This is a genomic window from Victivallis sp. Marseille-Q1083, assembly GCF_903645315.1.
Classification (GTDB): Bacteria; Verrucomicrobiota; Lentisphaeria; order Victivallales; family Victivallaceae; genus UMGS1518.
This window is the reverse complement of record NZ_CAHJXL010000001.1, coordinates 2409551-2428473: the sequence shown is the minus strand read 5'-3', so window position 1 is coordinate 2428473 and position 18923 is coordinate 2409551. Positions and strand designations below refer to the sequence as shown.

17 protein-coding genes are annotated in these 18923 nt (G+C 56.9%); 6 read left to right on the top strand and 11 right to left on the bottom strand.

The genetic code is table 11. The features are described from left to right. The first annotated feature begins 130 nt into the window (after positions 1-130). Positions 131-439, top strand: coding sequence for an MFS transporter (locus HWX74_RS09945; protein WP_176013390.1), 309 nt, complete (start codon positions 131-133; stop codon positions 437-439). Positions 440-782: 343 nt separating this feature from the next. On the opposite strand, the gene HWX74_RS09940 is transcribed toward HWX74_RS09945, so the two are convergent. The 3 genes from HWX74_RS09940 to HWX74_RS09930 all read right to left on the bottom strand — a co-directional run bounded on the left by HWX74_RS09940 (position 783) and on the right by HWX74_RS09930 (position 3452). Beyond that, entirely contained in the window at positions 783-1832 is a 1050-nt protein-coding gene (locus tag HWX74_RS09940) for an IS110 family transposase (protein WP_176011898.1), read from the bottom strand. Positions 1833-1879: 47 nt separating this feature from the next. Continuing rightward, positions 1880-2896 (bottom strand): IS110 family transposase, encoded by a 1017-nt coding sequence (locus HWX74_RS09935; protein ID WP_176014518.1) that lies wholly within the window; start codon positions 2894-2896, stop codon positions 1880-1882. Positions 2897-3296: 400 nt separating this feature from the next. Further along, a complete protein-coding gene (locus HWX74_RS09930; RefSeq protein ID WP_176013389.1) occupies positions 3297-3452 on the bottom strand; it encodes a hypothetical protein in 156 nt (51 codons plus the stop codon). On the opposite strand from HWX74_RS09930, the gene HWX74_RS09925 reads away from it, so the two are divergent. Together HWX74_RS09925 and HWX74_RS09920 are read left to right on the top strand one after the other, a co-directional pair. Then, positions 3433-3972: an MFS transporter gene (locus HWX74_RS09925; RefSeq protein WP_176013388.1), complete on the top strand. Its 540-nt coding sequence runs from the start codon at positions 3433-3435 to the stop codon at positions 3970-3972. The two genes, HWX74_RS09930 and HWX74_RS09925, sit on opposite strands and share 20 nt — an antisense overlap. A gap of 168 nt (positions 3973-4140) precedes the next feature. Beyond that, positions 4141-4476: a winged helix-turn-helix domain-containing protein gene (locus tag HWX74_RS09920; protein ID WP_176013387.1), complete on the top strand. Its 336-nt coding sequence runs from the start codon at positions 4141-4143 to the stop codon at positions 4474-4476. Between the two features lie 200 nt (positions 4477-4676). Here HWX74_RS09920 and HWX74_RS09915 read toward each other — a convergent pair whose 3' ends face one another. From HWX74_RS09915 to HWX74_RS09885, 7 genes are all read right to left on the bottom strand, one after another. Next, positions 4677-5789 carry a sodium ion-translocating decarboxylase subunit beta gene (locus tag HWX74_RS09915; protein ID WP_368506823.1) on the bottom strand — a complete coding sequence of 371 codons (1113 nt, stop codon included), beginning with the start codon at positions 5787-5789 and terminating at the stop codon, positions 4677-4679. Positions 5790-6344: 555 nt separating this feature from the next. Continuing rightward, positions 6345-8156: a biotin/lipoyl-containing protein gene (locus HWX74_RS09910; protein WP_176013386.1), complete on the bottom strand. Its 1812-nt coding sequence runs from the start codon at positions 8154-8156 to the stop codon at positions 6345-6347. A 52-nt stretch (positions 8157-8208) separates the two neighbouring features. Further along, the gene (locus tag HWX74_RS09905) at positions 8209-8460 is read right to left on the bottom strand and encodes an OadG family protein (RefSeq protein ID WP_176013385.1); all 252 of its coding nucleotides are present in this window, start codon (positions 8458-8460) and stop codon (positions 8209-8211) included. A 46-nt stretch (positions 8461-8506) separates the two neighbouring features. Continuing rightward, a complete protein-coding gene (locus HWX74_RS09900) occupies positions 8507-9289 on the bottom strand; it encodes a biotin--[acetyl-CoA-carboxylase] ligase (RefSeq protein ID WP_176013384.1) in 783 nt (260 codons plus the stop codon). A gap of 350 nt (positions 9290-9639) precedes the next feature. Further along, on the bottom strand, positions 9640-10587 hold the full coding sequence (locus tag HWX74_RS09895; RefSeq protein WP_176013383.1) for a DUF4838 domain-containing protein: 948 nt from the start codon (positions 10585-10587) through the stop codon (positions 9640-9642). A 41-nt stretch (positions 10588-10628) separates the two neighbouring features. After that, positions 10629-12302 (bottom strand): hypothetical protein, encoded by a 1674-nt coding sequence (locus tag HWX74_RS09890; protein ID WP_176013382.1) that lies wholly within the window; start codon positions 12300-12302, stop codon positions 10629-10631. Positions 12303-12317: 15 nt separating this feature from the next. After that, positions 12318-13037, bottom strand: coding sequence for a type II secretion system protein (locus HWX74_RS09885; protein WP_176013381.1), 720 nt, complete (start codon positions 13035-13037; stop codon positions 12318-12320). 209 nt (positions 13038-13246) lie between these two features. On the opposite strand from HWX74_RS09885, the gene HWX74_RS09880 reads away from it, so the two are divergent. Then, a complete protein-coding gene (locus tag HWX74_RS09880) occupies positions 13247-14086 on the top strand; it encodes an AraC family transcriptional regulator (RefSeq protein WP_176013380.1) in 840 nt (279 codons plus the stop codon). A gap of 77 nt (positions 14087-14163) precedes the next feature. Here the strand turns inward: HWX74_RS09880 and murA are convergent, their stop codons facing one another. Then, on the bottom strand, positions 14164-15450 hold the full coding sequence (gene murA / locus HWX74_RS09875; protein WP_176013379.1) for a UDP-N-acetylglucosamine 1-carboxyvinyltransferase: 1287 nt from the start codon (positions 15448-15450) through the stop codon (positions 14164-14166). A gap of 246 nt (positions 15451-15696) precedes the next feature. Between murA and HWX74_RS09870 the strand changes: the two genes are divergently transcribed. Beyond that, positions 15697-17907 carry an alpha-N-acetylglucosaminidase gene (locus HWX74_RS09870; protein ID WP_176013378.1) on the top strand — a complete coding sequence of 737 codons (2211 nt, stop codon included), beginning with the start codon at positions 15697-15699 and terminating at the stop codon, positions 17905-17907. A gap of 387 nt (positions 17908-18294) precedes the next feature. Then, a complete protein-coding gene (locus tag HWX74_RS09865; protein ID WP_176013377.1) occupies positions 18295-18921 on the top strand; it encodes a hypothetical protein in 627 nt (208 codons plus the stop codon). The last annotated feature ends 2 nt before the right edge of the window (positions 18922-18923 follow it).

The following is an 18923-nucleotide window of genomic DNA, read 5'->3' as shown; positions in this document are numbered from 1 at the left end:
CAGCGCCAAGCGTAAGTCCAGATTGGATTTGCGCTTTTTGTTTTTTATGCGAAGCGTGTTGCCTTCCGGCGTAAGTCCAGCGGAGCGGCGCACGTTTTTTTTAACGGCATGAAAACGAAAGGATCTGAAAATGGATGGCAATACCGCCGCCTCTCTAGACAAGCCGGGCATCTGGACGCCGACTTTCATCAACATCATCTTCATCTCGCTGGCCGTAACCGGTTCGGTCGACGCCCTCCAGGCCGCGCTGCCGGTTTACATGGAACAATTGGGCCGCTCCCCGCTGCTCGGCGGTTTGACGGTCACCGTTTTCACCCTGGCCGCCATCGTGCCGTCCCTGATTGCCGGACGGCTCGCCGATGCAGTCGGCTGCCGGCAAGTGATGATTGCCGGGGCGGCGTTGTTTGCCTTCGGCATGCTGCTGCCGCTCCTATTATGAAAAAGTCAAGAGACTGACTCTTTCTTTGTTTGTATTTTTCCTGTTATTTGTTGTTATTTGCGAAACTCCGCCTCAAAGGGCAGAGGACTTCCATCTGTAAATATTTTTACAGTCTTCCAATTAAAGATTATCTTCTGGTTGCGGTTCGGGCAAAAATCGGACACTATTATTGACGACAACTCTTGAATGAATTCAAGGTTTCGCATTTTGCTGTTCCACTCTGAAATAGCACTCGCAAACTGTTTTACATGATCCCCTCGGATCAAGGAGCAAACGAACGACGTGCTAAAAAGAACCGAATTTCACAGTCACAGCAAACAGAATCTCCGAAACTACTTAAATCTTATTCACTTGCGGATACCATGTAATCACGTTCCTGGAGCCACACGGCCCGAAGCGCATAGAGCAATTTCTTGCCGATGATCGAAATAGCCCGTTGTGGACTGGCCCCCTTATGAAGCAAGGCTCCATATCTGGCCCGAATCTCCAGATTGTACGACACCGACCTCCACGCCGACTGGATCAGGATGGCATGCAGTTGCTTTTTCTTGCGATTCCCGGCGGATTTGACGGCCTCGTGTTCGCCGCTGCCGACCAACCTCGGTGCGAATCCCACATACGAGCTCAGCGAATCCTTGTCTTCAAAGCGCAGCAAGTCCCACAATTCGGCCTGAAGCATCACCGCCGTATGAAACCCGACGCCAGGTATACTCTGTAGATGCTTCTGTACTTTGTCGCGCTTCAAACGCTTCAGACACCGCCGTTCATCGCGGATCACATGCAGTTTCTCTTCTCTGAGAAAACGCAGTTCCCGCAACATGCTCTGCAAGGCATAATCGTAACGCTTTGCCGCGTCCGCATACATCATTTTCAAAGAACTTCCAGACCAACTTCCAAACTTCAACCCCATGAAATTCAGGTGTCCTTTGATCCGGTTTTTGACCCTGGTTATATTGCCGGTCAGTTTCGTTTCACGTCTGACCAGGTTTCTCAATTCCAAATTATCTTCAGGCGGAATATAGATCCCTTCCAATGTCCGGTTCTCCAGTTCCCGCGCCAATTTTCGGCTGTCCACCGCATCGTTCTTGCGGTCGCGCTCCTTGCCGCTGGTCGGCACGTCCGCCGGGTTGATTACGATATTCTCAATCCCGAGCTCACACAATCGCCGGTGCGCCCAGAATCCGCTGAATCCTGCCTCGTAAACGCTCCGGTACTCGGCGCCCGGATAGTTCATCTTCAGATACTTCGCCAACATCTCAGGGCTCGGATTCATGCTGAACTTGTCCAGTTCACGGTGGCAATGCCGCAAATTCACCACCCAACTTTCCTTGTGCACATCAATTCCGACAAATATCACTTGACCTTCGAACGATACCGTGCTACATTTTCTCATGGCTGATGTCTCCCATGATAAATTTCCACTTCGATGTCGAGAAAAACTCAATTTTTTACGAGCTTGAATTGAGTAAAATTCTCAAACATCCAATTGTTTTTTAATGTTCTATACACGATATCGAGGAATTTGCGAGCCAAGGCGATATTGGCTTTCGCACCTCCCCGCCGACTTTTTACCGATTCATGAAAGGCATTGAGATACGGGCTGTAGCGTTTGGCGATCAAAGCGCATTGCACCAAAGCGGTTCTGGCGATCTTGCTGCCGCTCTTCGTGATTCTTCCGTGGCAAACCGTGTCATTTGAATTGCTCACTCTGGGGACGATTCCGATATAAGCGGCCAACTGCTTTGCCGATCGGAAATCAGCGATATTGCCGATGGTTGCCAACAGGATCGCCGCACCTTTCGAGCCGATTCCCTTGATGGATTTCAGGTTGTCGAAGCCGTCCATCTTGCTGCCGTGATCCTCAATCGCCTTATCCAGTTTTTCAATGCTTTTGTTCAGACTGCGAATCTGTTCGACAACCACCAGCATTTCCGTGTCGGTGATCGGGTCGAAGTGATAACTCAATGCTTTCAAAAGCCCTTTCTCCGTGGACAGTTCTTCCCGTTTCAGCACGATGAAGTTAGCTGCTAACAGATTGTTGACTTTGTTTTTCAATACGGTACGCAACTGAACCAGTTTTTCCCTGGTCTGCGTCAGACTTGAAATTTTCGCCTGCAAATCGTCTTTCACTCTTACCTCCGGAAGCATATCCTTTTCCAGGAACTCCGCCAACACTTTTGCGTCATGTTTGTCCGTCTTTTTGGTGGACATGCTGATGACTTTGAACTGTGATGGATTCACCACCACCAGTCGCCCGACATGAGCTTTCAGCGAGCTGCAAAACATGAACGTATTTCCGGTCGCCTCCACCGCCATCGCCGTGTTCGGACCGAGCATTGCGGCAAAGCCCTTCAGTTCGGTAATCTCACACTTGCCGATTTTCCGTTCTTCCCCATTTACCCGGATGCAATAAGTAAAATTGTTCCGGTGCAAATCCACTCCAACAAAACTTGTCATCATTCTCTGCCTCCATTCGTTTTTCACGAATCGAAGCGGAACTGCTGTCACGGCCTCACCATCCTCCCATACAGAGTAGTCGATTAATCAGTCGCTCTCTACGGTGGCGCTCTGGTTTACAGATCTGACTAATCTCCTTTCCGGGGTCGTCATCGTTTCTGATGCGCCTCATTGAAACATTCAGTCTGCAACCTGTCCGCTTCCAAACGTGTAAGTTAATCGCCATAAATTACACGCAGAAAGCTGATTCCGCGAACGTCAGTTATTTATCATACCATCTCCTTTTGTGATGTTTTAACTGTCTGCATGACTCTGTCCGTCAGAGCCGATGTCTTATTTTACAGTATCACATCTTTGAGAATCAGCCTCTTTCATTTCATAACCGCTACCTCATTCCTTTTTACCATAGCAACTGTTTTTGCGACCGGAAACCGACCCGGGCCGCCTCCTGCCGGCCGGCCGTTCCGGCAGCCGGACCGGGGCGCCGGGCATTCTGGGCCGGCTTCATCGAAAAGCGGGCCATCCTGCCGGCGTTGATGATTCTGATCTTCTGCACCGGCATCTGCGGCGTAATCGTTTTCGCCGGCTTGTACGCCCTTCAACTGGGCTTCGGCAACGCCGGTCCATTTTTCATTGCCGCCGCGGCGGCGATGCTCGCGGTCCGCTTCGGCTCCGGTCTGTTCATGGACAAATATCAGCCGCTGACGATCCTGCTGCCTTCCCTGCTGCTGACCATCGCCGCTTTTCTGCTGCTGGCCTTCACGTCGAATCGCCTGCTCTTTTATGGCGCCGGCATTCCGCTCGGCCTCGGCTTCGGGGTGGTGATGCCGCTGCTTTCCGCGCTGGCCGTCAAGCGGACACCGAAACGGCGCTGGGGCGCAGCCAACGCCACCTTTTATCTGTGCGTGAACCTGGGCTTCGGCACCGGTTCATTTTTCGGCGGGCTCGCCATCGACGCCGCGGGATTCCGGAATGCTTTCCTGCTGGGGATTCTGACCGCCGTCATTCCCGGCCTTCTCGGTCTGGTTTACCTGCGACGGAAACGCAAGATAAAACCACGCCGAAACGGGGCATAGCCCTCCCAGCCGGTCACGTTCATTTTGTTTCCCCAGGAAATGATAACGACTAGCGTATTTATAGAAAAAAACCTGCATATGGCGCAAGTTATCTTGACCCTCAAAACAATAAGGGATATAATATGATGGTCACAATTTTTAACATTTGCACATGAAAAGGTTTTCAGCATGACCAGCGATAAAAATTCAGTGCCGTCATTCGATCAGATGATCAAACCGACCCTGGAGGCGTTAAAAGAGCTGGGCGGGGTGGCGAAAAATGATTCCATTGATCAAAAAGTCATTGAAATAATGAATCTTCCCGAAGATATTGTGACAATTCCGCATAAAAACGGCAATTGCGCCGAAGTTTCCTATCGGATTGGCTGGGCCAGGACTTACCTGAAAAAGTACGGCTTGCTTTCCAATCCTTCGCGCGGCAGGTGGGAACTGACCGAACAATTTGACGACAATATTGAATACGACGAGATTCCGGAAATTTTAAACTCTCTGGCGACCTCCTGAACAAGAAACGCCCGTTGAAAAACTTGTCCGTCCCAAGCGGCCGCCGGCCGTCCTCACCTCTTTTGACGGCACAGCCCGGTCGGGAACGGCCCATTTCGACCAGTCCGCCCCCAACGCGTCCGATCATGCCGCCGCAATAATAAAGGCGGCTCCCCGAACGGGAAACCGCCTTTTGAAGCAATCGTCCGAGACGATCTCGGTCAATTCAACATCGAGATCGCCTTCAACAGTGCGCCGGCCGCCACCGCGGAACCGATCACGCCAGCCACATTCGGACCCATCGCATGCATCAACAGGAAGTTGTGCGGATCGGATTCCAGACCGACCTTGTTGGCGACCCGCGCCGCCATCGGCACCGCCGATACGCCGGCCGCGCCGATCAACGGATTGATCTCTTCCTTGGTGAAGCGATTCATGATCTTGCCGAAAATCACACCGGCGCCGGTACCGACCGAGAACGCGATCGCTCCCAGAATCAGAATACCGATCGTCTGAACGCTGAGGAACTGATCGGCGGACAACTTGGAGCCAACCGACAGACCGAGGAAAATGGTGACGATGTTGCACAGCGCATTCTGCGCGGTCTGGTTCAAACGTTCGACGACGCCGCACTCGCGCATCAGATTGCCGAACATCAGCATCCCGATCAGCGGCGCCGCATCCGGCAGGATGAAGGCGCACATCAGCGTGATCAACAGCGGGAAGCAGATTTTTTCCACTTTGGAAACCGGGCGCAACTGTTTCATACGCACTTTCCGGTCATGTTCGGTAGTCAGCAATTTCATGATCGGCGGCTGGATGATCGGCACCAGAGCCATGTAGGAATAGGCCGCTACCGCGATCGGACCGAGCAGCTGAGGCGCCAGTTTGCTGGTCAGATAAATCGCCGTCGGGCCGTCCGCGCCGCCGATGATACCGATACTGGCGGCATCCGGCAACGTGAAGTTGATCGCCAGACCGGTCGCATTGCCGAGCAGCGTCAGGCACAAGGCGCCGAGCAGCGCAGTAAAGATACCGAACTGGGCGGCCGCCCCGAGCAGAGCCGTCTTCGGATTGGCAATCAACGGACCGAAATCGGTCATCGCCCCGACGCCCATGAAGATCAGCAACGGAAACAATCCGGTTTCCAGGCCGGCACTGTAGAGAATGCCGAGAATGCCGTCCGGCCCGGCAATGCCGGCTACCGGAATGTTGGCCAGAATGGCGCCGAAGCCAATCGGCAGCAGCAGCAGCGGTTCAAATTCCTTGACGATCGCCAGATAGAGCAATACCAGCGCCACCAGCATCATCAGGATACGGCCGAGCCCCAGCATCCAGGTCTGGCCGGGACTGGACGAAGTCTGACGAATGACGTCGTAAACGCCGGTACTTTCCCACAGGCCGTTGAAAATATTGCCCCACGCCGGCAGACCACCCTCATCGCCGCCGGTATGCACCTGGGACAGCGAATCGTGGATGATCGGTTTTTCCTTCATGATGAACAACACATCGCCGGGCTGGACCTTCGCGGCGGTTTCCACCCCCTCGCCCAGCCGGACTATCTCGCCGGACAGGGCGATTTTGGTCTTCGCCTTGCTGCGATTCGGCACATCCAGAATCAACGCTTCACGGCCGGTCATCACCTTCTGCTTCGGCTGAACGCTCAAAGAGTAGATGATCGCCGGTTTATCCCAGCAATAGACCAGAGCGTAATTGCCGTCCGGCAGTTGCTGCCAACTGTAAATGCCATCGTTGTATACTTCCGCAGCACCGGGCTGCAGGTATCCTGCCTGTCGGGCCAGCTGCGACAGTTCCGGCGCATCGGCCCGAAGGCCGACCCAACCGAACACCGCCAGCAGCAGCAGGGTTATTTTGACAAACCGCATGGATTATTTCTCCTCGATAACGGCCAGCACTTCACCGGAGGCGATCACCTGACCGGTCGACACCAGAATATCGGCCACCCGGCCGCCCTTTTCCGTCGCCACCGGCGTTTCCATCTTCATCGCTTCGATGATGGCGATGGTGTCGCCGGCGTTGACTTCCTCCCCGACTTCCACGACCGTCTTGACCACCGTGCCCGGCAGCGGCGAAGCGACGTCGAACATCGCACCGCCGCCGGCAGCCGGAGCAGCGGCAGCGGCCGGCGCGGCGGCAACCGGAGCAGCCGTGGCGGCACCGCCCGGCGCGACATGGACGTTGAAGCTCTTGCCGTCGACCGTCACCGTATAATCGGCCGGCGCGGCCGCGGCCGCTTTCGCCGGAGCGGCAGCCGGCGCGGCCTTCTTGGCCTCGTCTTCCTTGTAACGGATTCCCATCGGCTTATTGCCCTTGAGGAATTCGATCCCTTTGTCGCCGCAGGTGGCGGTGATGAAGATATTTTCATCGGTCACCGGCAATTTGGCCGCTTCCAGCTTCGCGGTGGCAGCTTTGATGCCGAGGTTCGGATTGCGGTCGTTGATGTCGTGCACGTCTTCGGTGGTCGGTTCCAGACCGAGCTGTTCGGAGGCGATTTTGACGATTTCCGGGTCCGGCGTGGCCGGCGTCTTGCCGAAATAACCGAGCACCATCTTGCCGTATCCCTCGGTAATTTTCTTCCAGTTGCCCTGCATCGCATTGGCAAACGCCTGCTGGAAATAGAACTGCGACACCGGCGTCACCGAGGTGCCGAAACCGCCCTTGGCGACCACTTCGCGCATCGCGGCAATCGCGTCGTCATATTTGTCGAGACAATTGTTGTCGCGCATCATCTGGGTGTTGGCCGTCAGCGCACCGCCCGGCATCGGGCTGAAGATGATCTTCGGGCTGACCTGCATCGATTCCGGCGGCATGAAGTATTTGCTGAGGCACTCTTCAAAGACTTTTTCGGCCTTCATGATCTTCTCCGGATCGATGTCCATCTGGTAATCCGTGCCGCGCAACCGGTGCCACATCACCAGGATATCGGCCTGACAGGTGCCGCCGGACAACGGACTCATCGCCAGGTCGATGATATCGGCGCCGGCTTCAATCGCCGCCATATTGCAGGAAACGGCGCCGCCGGCGGTGTCATGGGTGTGGTACTGAATGATCGTGCCTTCCGGCAACAGCTTGCGCGCTTCCTTGATCGTATCGTAAACGGTTTTCGGCGTCGAAGTGCCGGAGGCATCCTTGAAGGCGACGCTGTCGAACGGCACGCCGTCCTTGAGGATCGCTTTGAGGATATCGGCGTAAAACGCCGGCGTATGGGCATAGCCGTTATCGAGGCCCGGCGGCAATCCCATCATCGTCACGGTGACCTGATGCTTCAAACCGGCGCTGGCGATACAGCGGCCGGAGTAGGCCAGGTTGCGGACGTCGTTGAGCGCGTCAAAGTTGCGGATCGTGCTGACGCCGTGCTTTTTGAACATTTTCGCATGCAGATCGATGATATCGCGGCACTGCGACACCAAACCGACGACGTTGGCGCCGCGGGAAAGCGTCTGCAGATTGACATTCGGACCAACCACCTTGCGGCATTTGTCCATCATGTCGAAAGCGTCTTCCTGGCAATAGAAATACAAGCTCTGAAAACGGGCACCGCCGCCGATTTCGAAATTATCGATGCCGGCCGCCACCGCCGCTTCCAGCGCGGGCAGAAAATCTTCGGTTTTAACCCGGGCGCCGAGACAGGACTGAAAGCCGTCGCGGAACGAAGTGTCCATAAAAGAAATTTTTTTCATTTAGCCGTTTCCTTTTGACTATTTTATACTTGAAAGAATTGCTCAAAAAAGTTTACTGGTGATCCTGCCGATAAGCGTGCACCGCGGCGATGGCGGCGACCGCGCGCTGCTGGTCGGCTCCGCCGTCGGCCTTGGCGGCCGGTTTCGGCTTGCGCTTCGGCGGCGGCGGCGGTTCGAGCATGCCGGCAAACGGTTTCAACAGCCTGGACTGGACGTTCATGAATACGATCATCAGCGCAAGGAAGATATAAACCATCCCCATGCCGAGTACCATCAACTTCAAGCCGTCAATGATGAGTGTCATTCGTTTTTCCTCTTGATTTGGGTTCTATCACTAATCGATCAATAAACTATACAAATTTCTCCGTCTTCCCCTCGCAGCGGCCGAGCCGGCCGAAATCGATCGAATCGCGATCGATATGGACATCGCCGGAATGAATTCGCTTGATGGCGCCGTTCACTTCCAGCAGCAATTCGCCGCTCGCCGCCAAATCCGCCACCCGGCCGGAAAGGCGTCCCGCCCCGGTAATCACGCTGATCGTCTGACCGATCAGCCGGTTCGCTTTTTTCCAGTCCAGGAATATTTCGTCAACGGAATTTGAATATATAATATAGCGCCGTTTCAAAGAGAAAGCTAATTTTTCGATAACTTTTTTCAAATTAATTTCCTGCCCGGATTCGGCCAGAATCGAGGTTGCCGGCTGGTCGATGGCGGCCAGCTCTTCCGGCGTCATATTGACGTTGATCCCCATCCCGGCGACGATCTGCATACACCGGCCGCCCTCCGCCGGCCGGCTTTCACAAAGAATGCCGCAGATTTTACAATCCCGGCAGTAAACGTCATTCGGCCATTTGATGAAAAATCCGGCGGCCGGCACGAAGCTCTCCAGCGTATCCAGCACGGCCAAACCGGCGGTCGCCGTCGCAAAAAACGGCTGAGGACACCGCTTCATCACATAGGAAGCATAGATGTTGCGATTTTCCGGCGACTGCCAAACCCGGCCGACCCGGCCGCGGCCGGCGGTCTGCCGGGCCGCCACCACCAGCGTACCGTCCGCCAGTTCGTTCAAATGATCTTTCGCATAGGTGTTGGTCGAGTCGACTTCGTCAAGAAAAACAATCGGTCCGAGCATGTGCCATCCTTTGCCGTCAGTTGGGGGCATTCCGGTTAATTTACCGGCGAAATCGTCATTTTACAAGTTTTCCGCGCCATATAATTTTCAAACATCCGGCCGGATTCTCCGGCAGTTGGCCTGGCAGCCGGGCCGCCCGGCTTCATACCGGAGCGGTTCCCGCAGCAACCGGGTGCGACAGCGGAAAGTTTCAACAGCTACAGGCGATTCCGCCAGACGAGGAGCGGCGCGCCAAACCGGTCAAGCAACTTGAGGTTCCGCCATATACGTCGCGTGCGGTTTTTGGGCTTAAAACAGCTCGCGCCGCGAAGCCATCTGCAGGGCAACGCGGCGCGCGCATCGGTTTTTTCTTATGCCACGTTGGCGGCATAGGCGCGCAGCAGCGCATCGCCGTAACGTTCAAAATATTCGCCGTCCATATAAACGGCGAAGGTGGTGAAGTGCCGGATGCCCAGTCTGCGGTAGGCGTCCAGGTCGCGGGCAATCAACTCCGGGGTGCACACCGGGACGACCGCCGGTTTCCGCCATCGGCTGAAGTAGGAACTGTCCAGCCAATATTCCAGGACCTGCGTCCGGCGGGGGTCGAAGAGACGCAGCAGCTTTTTCAATTGCCGCATGAAATAACGGTTGACGGCGCAGGCCGGATCGTCGATCGTGTGCCGGTAACAGCGCGTGATCGGCGCGAATTCGAGAAACACGTTGGCGGCCGGTTTCCGGGAGAATTCATAAGTGCTCTGATTGTAGGCGAGGTAGGCGGCCTCGGCCGCCGGATCCTGTTCGGCCAATGCCTCGGCAAGCAGATTCACCGATTGCAATCCCTGGTCGGCATCGCCATAGCGGCCGCAGGCGTCGCAGTGGCACCAGCCGTTGATCCCGTCCGCGCCCCACAGATAATGCCGGTGCGTGGAAGGCGCAAGCAGCATTCCAAGCTGCCGGACATTCCGCCGGAGCACCTCCCGGACTCCGGGGTTGGAAATACACCAGTTGCCGTGCGGCATCCGCTGCTGGGTCAGCTTATTCACCGGAAAATAATCCGGATGTTCGGCAAAGAGCGCTCGCGGCAGCAGCGAACACGCCGAATGCAATTCATATTCGACTTGAATTCCATATCGGCCAATCGACTGCCGAAACGCCTGCTGCGCCGTCCGGCCCAGCAGGGCCAGCACCTCCTGTTCCTCTTCGCCGCCGCCGGCGTGAAGTCCCAGCGTGTTGAGGCCGTTCTCGCGGAGCTTCCCGCCCCAATCGCACCCGTGCAAATCTTCTGGAGTAATCACCACTCCGCATTTATGCTTCGCCATGTTGTGTTTTGTTCCTTCCTTGAGGCAGTCCGGACTGCCCGTCATTCCAAATCATATACTTCCACCGAATGAAACCGGATCGGCCCGTCGCTTTCGGTCTGGCGCCATACTCCGAACAATACCCTCATATAAACGGCGCCCGGGGGCGGGAATACCAGTTCCAGCCCTTCCCGGACTCCCGCCGTGTCGGGCAGGCCAAACAGGACGGAACGGTTGTAATCGCTCCGGATGAACCGGCGGTCCGCATCCATCCAGTTGATCAGCGCCGCCGGTTCACCCGCCGCGGCGCGGTCGTCCGCCCGGAGCCGCAACACGTACAAATGCCCTTCGCTCACCGGAACCGCCTGTTCCAGCAATCCCCAGCCCGTATGCGTCCAGACCACGCCACCCGCTTCGGCATCCACCCTGCAGCTTCCCCGGGAAATGGCCTCATCTTCCCAGTAACTCCACTCCGGAACCGGTTCGACCGCGGTCGCCGGACGGGTGAAATCGCCGTTGCGGACCAGGTTGCGGCAGGCTCGGGCGGCGATGTACTCGGCAATCGCTTCCGGATCGCGTTTGGCGATCCGCACGGCCCGGGTAATTCCCGGCGCCCGATTCTCCCAGAAATCGCCGGTCCCGTGATTCTGCACATGCAGCGCCATCGACCCGTGATAGGGGAAATCCCACCAGCGGAACTGTTCTCCCCAGCTCCAGACGTAACGGTCGGTGGAATCCAGCGCCCACAGCAGCGTGTTGCGGAAAAGCGTTACCCGGTCGGACGCCTCCGGTTTCAGATGCCAGTAATCTCCCGGGCGATTGGTGAAAAACGCATCCAGATAAATGCCCGGCCCCAGATGGGTCTGGGCCCGGAATTTATTCCGGTTCTCCGGAGCGACAAGCGAAACGAACCGGGTGGAGAAATCGCAGTGCATCCGGTGAAACTGCTCCGGCGAACAGGCCTGATAGCTTTGATCCTCGTGTCCGTCGATAAAAACCGCTTCCGGCGGCAGGACATCGTAAACGCCGTTCAGAAACGGCACCAGCAATCCCGGATAACCGTAAAGCGCCTCAAGGGCGTCGCCGGCGCTGCGCCGGCCGGCCGGGAGATTATAACTCCAGCCGTAGTAAAAGAAGAGCGTGATCGCCGGGTAGGCGCCGAATACCGCTTCTCCCCACTGACGTCCGCGACGGCGCACCTGCTCCACCGTTTCTTCGTAGGAATGGTTGCCGCCGGGAGCGAAACGGAACATCGGTTCCTGGTAGATTTCCGGATCGACGACCAGCCCTTTCATTCCGGTTTCGCTGGCGATTCGCGCCATCAATCCGAAATTGGCGCAGGCCGCCTCCCAGGCCGCGTCGTCGAACCAGTCCCGGATGCCGGGCTGAAACCCGGTATCGAGGAAATTATCGGTGAATTGCCGGAACTCGGTCGCCTTCAAATCGGCAACCGCCGATTCAAACCATTCGTACCGCCACCGGATTCCGGAAAGAATCCGGAACGGTTCGCAGATTACTTTTTCGCCCTGATATTCCCCCTCCGCTTCCAGACGGATCCGGATTCCGTCGTAAGGCGCCCGGCGTTCCATTTCCCGGATGTTTTCCCGGACGTACGCCGGAGTCGGGGTGGTCCAGGAGCATTCGATGAACTTCTTTTCCGGCACCGGAATCCCGGCCGGAAAAGCAACATTGGCCAGGGCCGCCAGACAGCCCGCCACGGCAAGAGACCGCATCATTGCGCCATCCTCCCTTTACCAGGTCCATAATGAACCATCGGCGCCGGTGCGGGGAAGCCAGTGCGGATCGTACTCCATCAACGCCGGTACCGGCAGCGCTTCGGCATGGCCGTCGAGCAGCACGGCATTGACCGCATGCCTGTGCCGGGCGCTGGTCATATAATAGCCGTCGGCGGTAAAATCAACCGGATAAACTCCATAGCCGAAGCCGACCAAAATACTGGTATCGCTGGCCACCCCGGAATCGATTCCGCTCTGCGCCGCATCGGCATACCATAATGTCCGCGTCGCCCAGTCGGTAAATTCGATGAACCGGTGCGTCTGGCTCCAGCCCGTTCCCCGGCTATTGTGGCCGATCGAGTTGGCGTTGACGCCGTAACTGGCCCCCTCTTTCGGATACCGGGTGAGCTCGGCTTTTAAATCCGCTCCATGTCTTGCCGAGGGACAGACCATCGCTTTCCAGTCGCCGACATACCCCATTTCCTGAAACGCCTGCAGCCAACTGCGGTTGACCGGAGTTTCGATCAACGTCATCGGCAGCAGCCAGTCATCGTTGTCATTCACGTACATCGTCCCGCCCAGTCCGATCTGCTTCAGGTTGGCGAGACACTGGATGCCCATCGCCGCCGCCCGCGCCTTTGACAATGCGGGCAGCAGCATGCTGGCGAGAATGGCGATAATCGCGATCACAACCAGCAACTCTATCAGTGTGAAAGTTTTACTCAAACAACGCATTTCAGTTTCTCCTTTCCGTAATCCATTGAAATTTTCGCGAAGTCCGGATCCGTTTTCCTATCGTATAATTATACTACAAATACTCCTGCAATGAAATGGCCGAATCATGCAAAAAATGGACGATGATTGCAAAGATATCCGGAAGCGTGGAATTTCCCGGTCAATTGCATTACATTATCGTGCACCAATAGAACGGAAAGGGAAAAAGAATGGCTTACCGGCAGCGCTTTGAACCGAACGGCGAGGATTGTGTATTTTTCCTGCCGTCGGAACAGGATGAGAATCTGGCGATACAGTTATGCGGCATTTCCTATTGTCCGCCCGGCTACCGGATCGGTTTCGACGAATTTCCCAACCCGGCTTACACCTTCGAATACATCGTTTCCGGAAGCGGTTTCTACCAGATTAACGGACATTCGTTCCGGCCGTCGGCCGGAGACGCTTATATCGTTCCGCGGGGACACCGGCGCCATTATTGGACCGCGCCCGCCGATCCGTGGACCAAAATCTGGTTCAATGTTTCGGGCGAGCTGGTGGAAAATCTGATGGCAATGTACCATCTGGAAGGGGTCTATTTCCTGCCGCAATGCTTTCTGGAGCAGGCCTTCCGGAATTCGTGGGAACTGGTCACCGGCCACCTGGCTGATGCACGTTACGGCGGCTGGCTGGCCATCTGCACGCTGCTGTACCACATCGGCAATCACATCCGCTCGGCGGCCGAGCCGTTCAACCCGGAAGCGGCGGCGTTGAAAAAGTATCTGGAACAGAACTTCAACCGCAACTTCGATCTGGCGCTGTTGTGCCGGCTGATCCACCGTTCGCCTTCCCAGGTTTTTCGGATTTTCAAGCGGGCCTGGGGCGTATCACCGCTTGAATACCATACCGAGCACCGGCTGAAAATGGCCCGGTCACTGCTGCACAACACGCCGCAAAGCGTCAAGGAAATCGCAGCGGCGCTCGGTTTTCCGGATCAATATTATTTTTCGCGAATCTTCAAGCGGCACACCGGAGTTTCGCCACGCAACTACCGGCTCCGCGGCAGCAACTGAATGAAAAAAACTCAGGCCAATGCCGACCGTAACGCCCGAAAGAAAAACGGCTTATGCGTCTCCCACCTTTCCCGGCGTCAATAGCCGCCGGGCGCCGAGGTCACCTTCCCGCCGACCCGTTGAATTTTTTCAACGATATTCTCATAACCGCGGAAAATGATTTCACTGGAATTGATGACGCTCTGGCCCGAGGCGCACATCGCCGCAATCAGCAATGCCATGCCGGCCCGGATATCCGGGCTGGAAAGCACCGTCCCGCGCAAATTGACCGGCCCGGTAATCACCGCCCGATGCGGGTCGCAGACGATCGCGTTGGCCCCCATGCTGATCAAGCGGTCAACGAAATAAATCCGGCTCTCGAACATTTTCTCGAAGAACATCACCGTTCCCCGGCTTTGCGTCGCCGCAACGATCGCGCAGCTCATCATATCCGACGGGAACTGCGGCCACGGCCCGTCGGCAATCACCGGAATATGGCCGCCGAAATCCTGCTTGATCCCCGGTTCCTGCCCGCCCGGCAGGAAGATGGCGTCCGGCAGCAATTTGAGCTGAATCCCCAACCGTTCGAACACCCGCCGCATCATCCAGTAATGCCGCGGCGTCGTACCCCGGATCGTCAGTTCGCCGCCGCAGGCCGCTCCCATCGCCAGAAAACTGCCGGCCTCGATATGGTCGCCGCCGACCGTGTACTCCACCCCGTGCAGCGATTCCACCCCCTCAATGGTCAACGTATTGCTGCCGAGACCGGAAATTTTCGCGCCCATCGTGTTGAGCAGTTCAGCCAGATCGGTGACATGCGGTTCGCTGGCGGCATTGCGCAGCACGGTCACACCGTCCGCCAGCACCGCCGCCATCAGAATCTGCTCCGTCGCCGTAACGCTCGCTTCATCCAGGAAAAGCTCCCGGCCCCGCAGGCGCTTCGCCGCCTGAAAGCAATAGGCGTCGTCGCATTCGATCGTCCCCCCCAGCGATTCCACCCCGTAAAAATGGCCGTCCAGCCGGCGCCGGCCGATGATGTCCCCGCCCGGCGGATAGAGCGTCGCCCCGCCGGTCCGAACCGTCAGCGGAGCGGCAAACAGGATGGAAGTCCGCATCTTTGAACACCATGAACGCGGCACTTCATTGCCGCGCAGCCGGCCGGACCGGATCCGCGCCGTGTTGCGCTCAAATGAAACATCGGCGCCGAGCAATTCGGCGACCGACAGCATCGCCCGGACATCCAGAATATCCGGCATATTGTGCAAAACAACTTCCTCTTCGGTCAATAACGCCGCCGCAATCATCGGCAGCGCGGCATTCTTATTGCCGCTGATGACCACCTCGCCGCCGATCGGCGCGCCGCCTTCAATTTTCAAACTCTGCATCGTGCCCCGCTTCCGGTAAATTTTTTTTGAGGCTATTATAGCGGTGCTTCCGGCAAATGCAAGCGCTTTTCATTTTCCGCCGTTTGAATGGCGGCGGAAAATGCTCTATAGTAGAGGTCTGCCGAATGATTCCGGTCGGCGGCGCGCGAGCCGGGTCGGCAGTCCGGCGCCGCATGTTGGCAAAATAAGAATTTACGATTGGAAACGCTCAGACATTCCAGCAATTTCAAGCTTTTAAGGAAAACGATGAATACGACACCCTTTATCCGCCTGGTCAACAAATATGCCCCCCGCTGGTCAACCTTGATCGATCCCCGGCTCCAGCCGGACGGACAGACCGAATGCTTCAAACTGTCCACCCCGCAGCCGGGACGGCTGCAGATCACTGGCAATACGCCGATCGCGCTGGCCGTCGGATTCAACTGGTTTCTGAAATATTTCTGCAATGCCCATATCTCCTGGTGCGGCTGCCAGTTGGATTTGCCGGACACGCCGCCGGCGCTGGAACGGGAATTCTCGATGACGCTGCCGCTGGCGGTGCGCCCTTATTTGAATTACTGCACCTTCGGCTACACCGCCGCCTTCTGGAATTGGGAACGCTGGGAGGACGAGATCGACTTCATGGCGCTCAACGGCCTGAACATGCCGCTGGCCGTCACCGGCATCGAAGCGGTCTGGTACCGCACCTTCCTGCGCGCCGGCCTGACCGATGCCGAAGTGCGCGCCTTTCTGTCCGGCCCGGCGTTTCTGCCGTGGCAGTGGATGAACAATATGCACTCGCATTGCGGACCGCTGCCGCTGCATTGGATTGAAACCCACCGTGAGCTCGGCCGACGCATCATCGAGGCGGAACGCGCCTGGGGCATGAAACCGATTCTGCCGCTCTTTTCCGGCCAGATTCCGCCGCGCTGGGAAGAGCTGCATCCCGAGGCCACGGTCCATCCCGGCATGGGCTGGTGCAATTTCCCCGGCGTCAATCTGCTGGAACCGACCGATCCGGCCTATGCGGAACTGACCGGCATTTTTATCGCGGAACTGATCGAAGCATTCGGAACCGATCACTATTACAGCCTGGACCTGTTCCACGAGCAGGCCGCCCCGGACGAGAGCGAAACCTACCTGAGCCATTGCGGCAAATTCGTCTACGAACAGATGCGCCGGGCCGATCCGGAGGCGGTCTGGGTCATGCAGGCCTGGAGCGAACGGGGACCGATCATCCAGGCGGTGCCGGCCGAACGGCTGCTGCTTCTCGATATGGGCAAGGAACGGCTGGAGGCAACCGGCGGCATGTTCGGCGCGCCGGTCGCCTGGGGCATCATTCACAGTTTCGGCGGCCAGACGGAAATCGGCGGCAACCTCGCCTATATTCCGGAAACCTTCCACCGGCTGCGGCAGAAATACGGCAATCTGGTCGGCGGCGGCGCCTTTCCGGAGAGCATCGAAAACAATCCGGTCATCTTCGAGCTGATGTTCGAAACCACTTTGCGGCAGGAGAAAATCGAATTGCTGCCGTGGCTGCAGGCTTACGTCAAACGCCGTTACGGCGCGCTGCCGGAGCCGGCATGGCAAGCCTGGCAGATCATGCTGCAAACCGTTTACTGCAATCGGCGGACCGATGGCGTATTTTCCGCCCGGCCCCGGCTTGATGTCAAGGCGGCCAACGCCTGGATCGGTTTCAACCTGGACACCGACCAGCCCGGCCAGTTCTTCCCGCCGTGGGAATTGCTGCTGCAAGCCGCCGACGAGCTTGGCGGCAACGCCGGCTACCGTTTCGACGTCCTGACGCTCGGCCGCCAGGCGCTGGTGGCGCTCGGCAAATTCATCTGGCACGATGCGGCCGAAGCGTTCAAGGCCAACGATCAGGCCAATTTCGAGGCGCGCAGCGAAGAATTTCTGACGCTGATGCGCGACTGCGACGCCCTGTTGGCCACCCATCCGTTGTTCCGGATGGACAAGTTCCTGCAGGAAGCCGCCGCCTGCGCCGAAGAACCGGCGGAAAAAGCACTTTATGAATACAACGTCCGGATGCAGCTGACGTTGTGGGGGCCGGTCGACGAGCCGCAGCCGCTGTTCGACTACTGCTGCCGCGAATGGCACGGACTGCTGAAGGACTATTACCTGGTGCGCTGGGAAATGTTCATCGACTTCCTGCGCGGCAAACTGGCCCGCAATGAAAAATACGACGAAACCGACCTCGTGCTCGACAACAACCGGCCGGCCTTGAAAGCCAACGCCTTCTATGAAAAATTGTATCAATTCGAAGCGGCCTGGACGCGCGGCGAACAACCTACATCATTTGAAGCGGATGTCGAATCCGAACTGCTTCTCCGCTCCCGGCAGGCTCTGCGGAAGTACCTGCCGCTCTACCGGCGTTATCAGCCGCTGGAGAAGGTCCGCAAACTCGAACCGGGCAGCGCCCTGCTCGACGGCCTGACCGGACAAACCATTTTCAGTTGATTTCTTGGCCGCCGTAAAAGTCTCTCGTCAGATCCCACCCGGACCGGACGAGAGACTTTTTTCATTTTTCTCCGGCCGGATTCGGTCGACTCCAGGCAAGTCTGCCGGCATTTTCCCCGCGTCGAGTTGTTCGGAGTAAACCATTTTTGCTATCTAGCCCGGGCGTCATTTTCCCTTTCGCGCCAAGGTGCTCCGGCCGGCCGGAACACCTCTGGAGAAGGTCCGGTTTAAAATGGAACAACCTGCTTACTTGAAACGTCTTCTATTTTTCAACAAAAAAAAGATAAAAATATATTTTCTCTCCTTGCATTACGGGAAAGCAAGGATATTTTATGGTACAGAGCAACCTGGCAAGCAATAAAACACGGAAACTTTGAGGTTAACAAAATGAGCAAATTCGTAACTGCTTTGTTGGCGTTGATGCTGGCGCTCCCGACTTTCGCGGCGTTCCAGTACGACACGGTCAGTTCCAGCAGCAAAAACACCGCCGCCACGGCGATCGTCACCACTTCGCCGCTGCAGAACACCCTGCATTTCAATCGTGAGGCGATGGTTACTTTTTCGATGGTCAAGGCGCCGAACACCACTTCCGCGGTTACATTCGGCATGTACACGATCGACAGCAATAACCAGATCGGCAGTGAATATAAAGCGCTGGCGATGCAGGACGGCAGTTTTGTCTTCAGAGATCCGGTGAGCGGCGATATCGCCAAGATCGGCCAGGGCGAAAACGTCGGTTTCTGGGTGGAAGCCGACGGCGTCAAGAAATATTCGACCCCGGGCATCAATGGCGTCAACGGTACTTACGTCGGTCAGCAGGTGGCGGCGGACGGCAGCTGGCTGGTTGGCTTCTCAATGGACAACTACTTCGGCCCGAATGATTTGGCGAATGCCGACTACGTCTTCAAAGTATCGGTTGGCGAGCCGCTTCCCGGTGTAGTGGCCACGCTGTTGCTCGGCGGCGCCGGACTCGGCGCGTTCGGCCTGAAAAGGAAAAAAGAGCGTCAATTGTAATC

Bases quoted from the DNA above. Each gene is read 5' to 3' on its own strand.
- HWX74_RS09915 (WP_368506823.1), bottom strand. From the start codon at position 5,789: ATGCTGGGGCTCGGCCGTATCCTGATGATGCTGGTGGCGCTGGTATTG.
- HWX74_RS09890 (WP_176013382.1), bottom strand. From the start codon at position 12,302: ATGATGCGGTCTCTTGCCGTGGCGGGCTGTCTGGCGGCCCTGGCCAAT.
- HWX74_RS09870 (WP_176013378.1), top strand. From the start codon at position 15,697: ATGAATACGACACCCTTTATCCGCCTGGTCAACAAATATGCCCCCCGC.
- HWX74_RS09910 (WP_176013386.1), bottom strand. From the start codon at position 8,156: ATGAAAAAAATTTCTTTTATGGACACTTCGTTCCGCGACGGCTTTCAG.
- HWX74_RS09865 (WP_176013377.1), top strand. From the start codon at position 18,295: ATGAGCAAATTCGTAACTGCTTTGTTGGCGTTGATGCTGGCGCTCCCG.
- HWX74_RS09945 (WP_176013390.1), top strand. From the start codon at position 131: ATGGATGGCAATACCGCCGCCTCTCTAGACAAGCCGGGCATCTGGACG.
- HWX74_RS09895 (WP_176013383.1), bottom strand. From the start codon at position 10,587: ATGGCGAAGCATAAATGCGGAGTGGTGATTACTCCAGAAGATTTGCAC.
- HWX74_RS09940 (WP_176011898.1), bottom strand. From the start codon at position 1,832: ATGAGAAAATGTAGCACGGTATCGTTCGAAGGTCAAGTGATATTTGTC.
- murA (WP_176013379.1), bottom strand. From the start codon at position 15,450: ATGCAGAGTTTGAAAATTGAAGGCGGCGCGCCGATCGGCGGCGAGGTG.
- HWX74_RS09900 (WP_176013384.1), bottom strand. From the start codon at position 9,289: ATGCTCGGACCGATTGTTTTTCTTGACGAAGTCGACTCGACCAACACC.
- HWX74_RS09885 (WP_176013381.1), bottom strand. From the start codon at position 13,037: ATGCGTTGTTTGAGTAAAACTTTCACACTGATAGAGTTGCTGGTTGTG.
- HWX74_RS09925 (WP_176013388.1), top strand. From the start codon at position 3,433: ATGATTCTGATCTTCTGCACCGGCATCTGCGGCGTAATCGTTTTCGCC.
- HWX74_RS09920 (WP_176013387.1), top strand. From the start codon at position 4,141: ATGACCAGCGATAAAAATTCAGTGCCGTCATTCGATCAGATGATCAAA.
- HWX74_RS09880 (WP_176013380.1), top strand. From the start codon at position 13,247: ATGGCTTACCGGCAGCGCTTTGAACCGAACGGCGAGGATTGTGTATTT.
- HWX74_RS09905 (WP_176013385.1), bottom strand. From the start codon at position 8,460: ATGACACTCATCATTGACGGCTTGAAGTTGATGGTACTCGGCATGGGG.
- HWX74_RS09935 (WP_176014518.1), bottom strand. From the start codon at position 2,896: ATGACAAGTTTTGTTGGAGTGGATTTGCACCGGAACAATTTTACTTAT.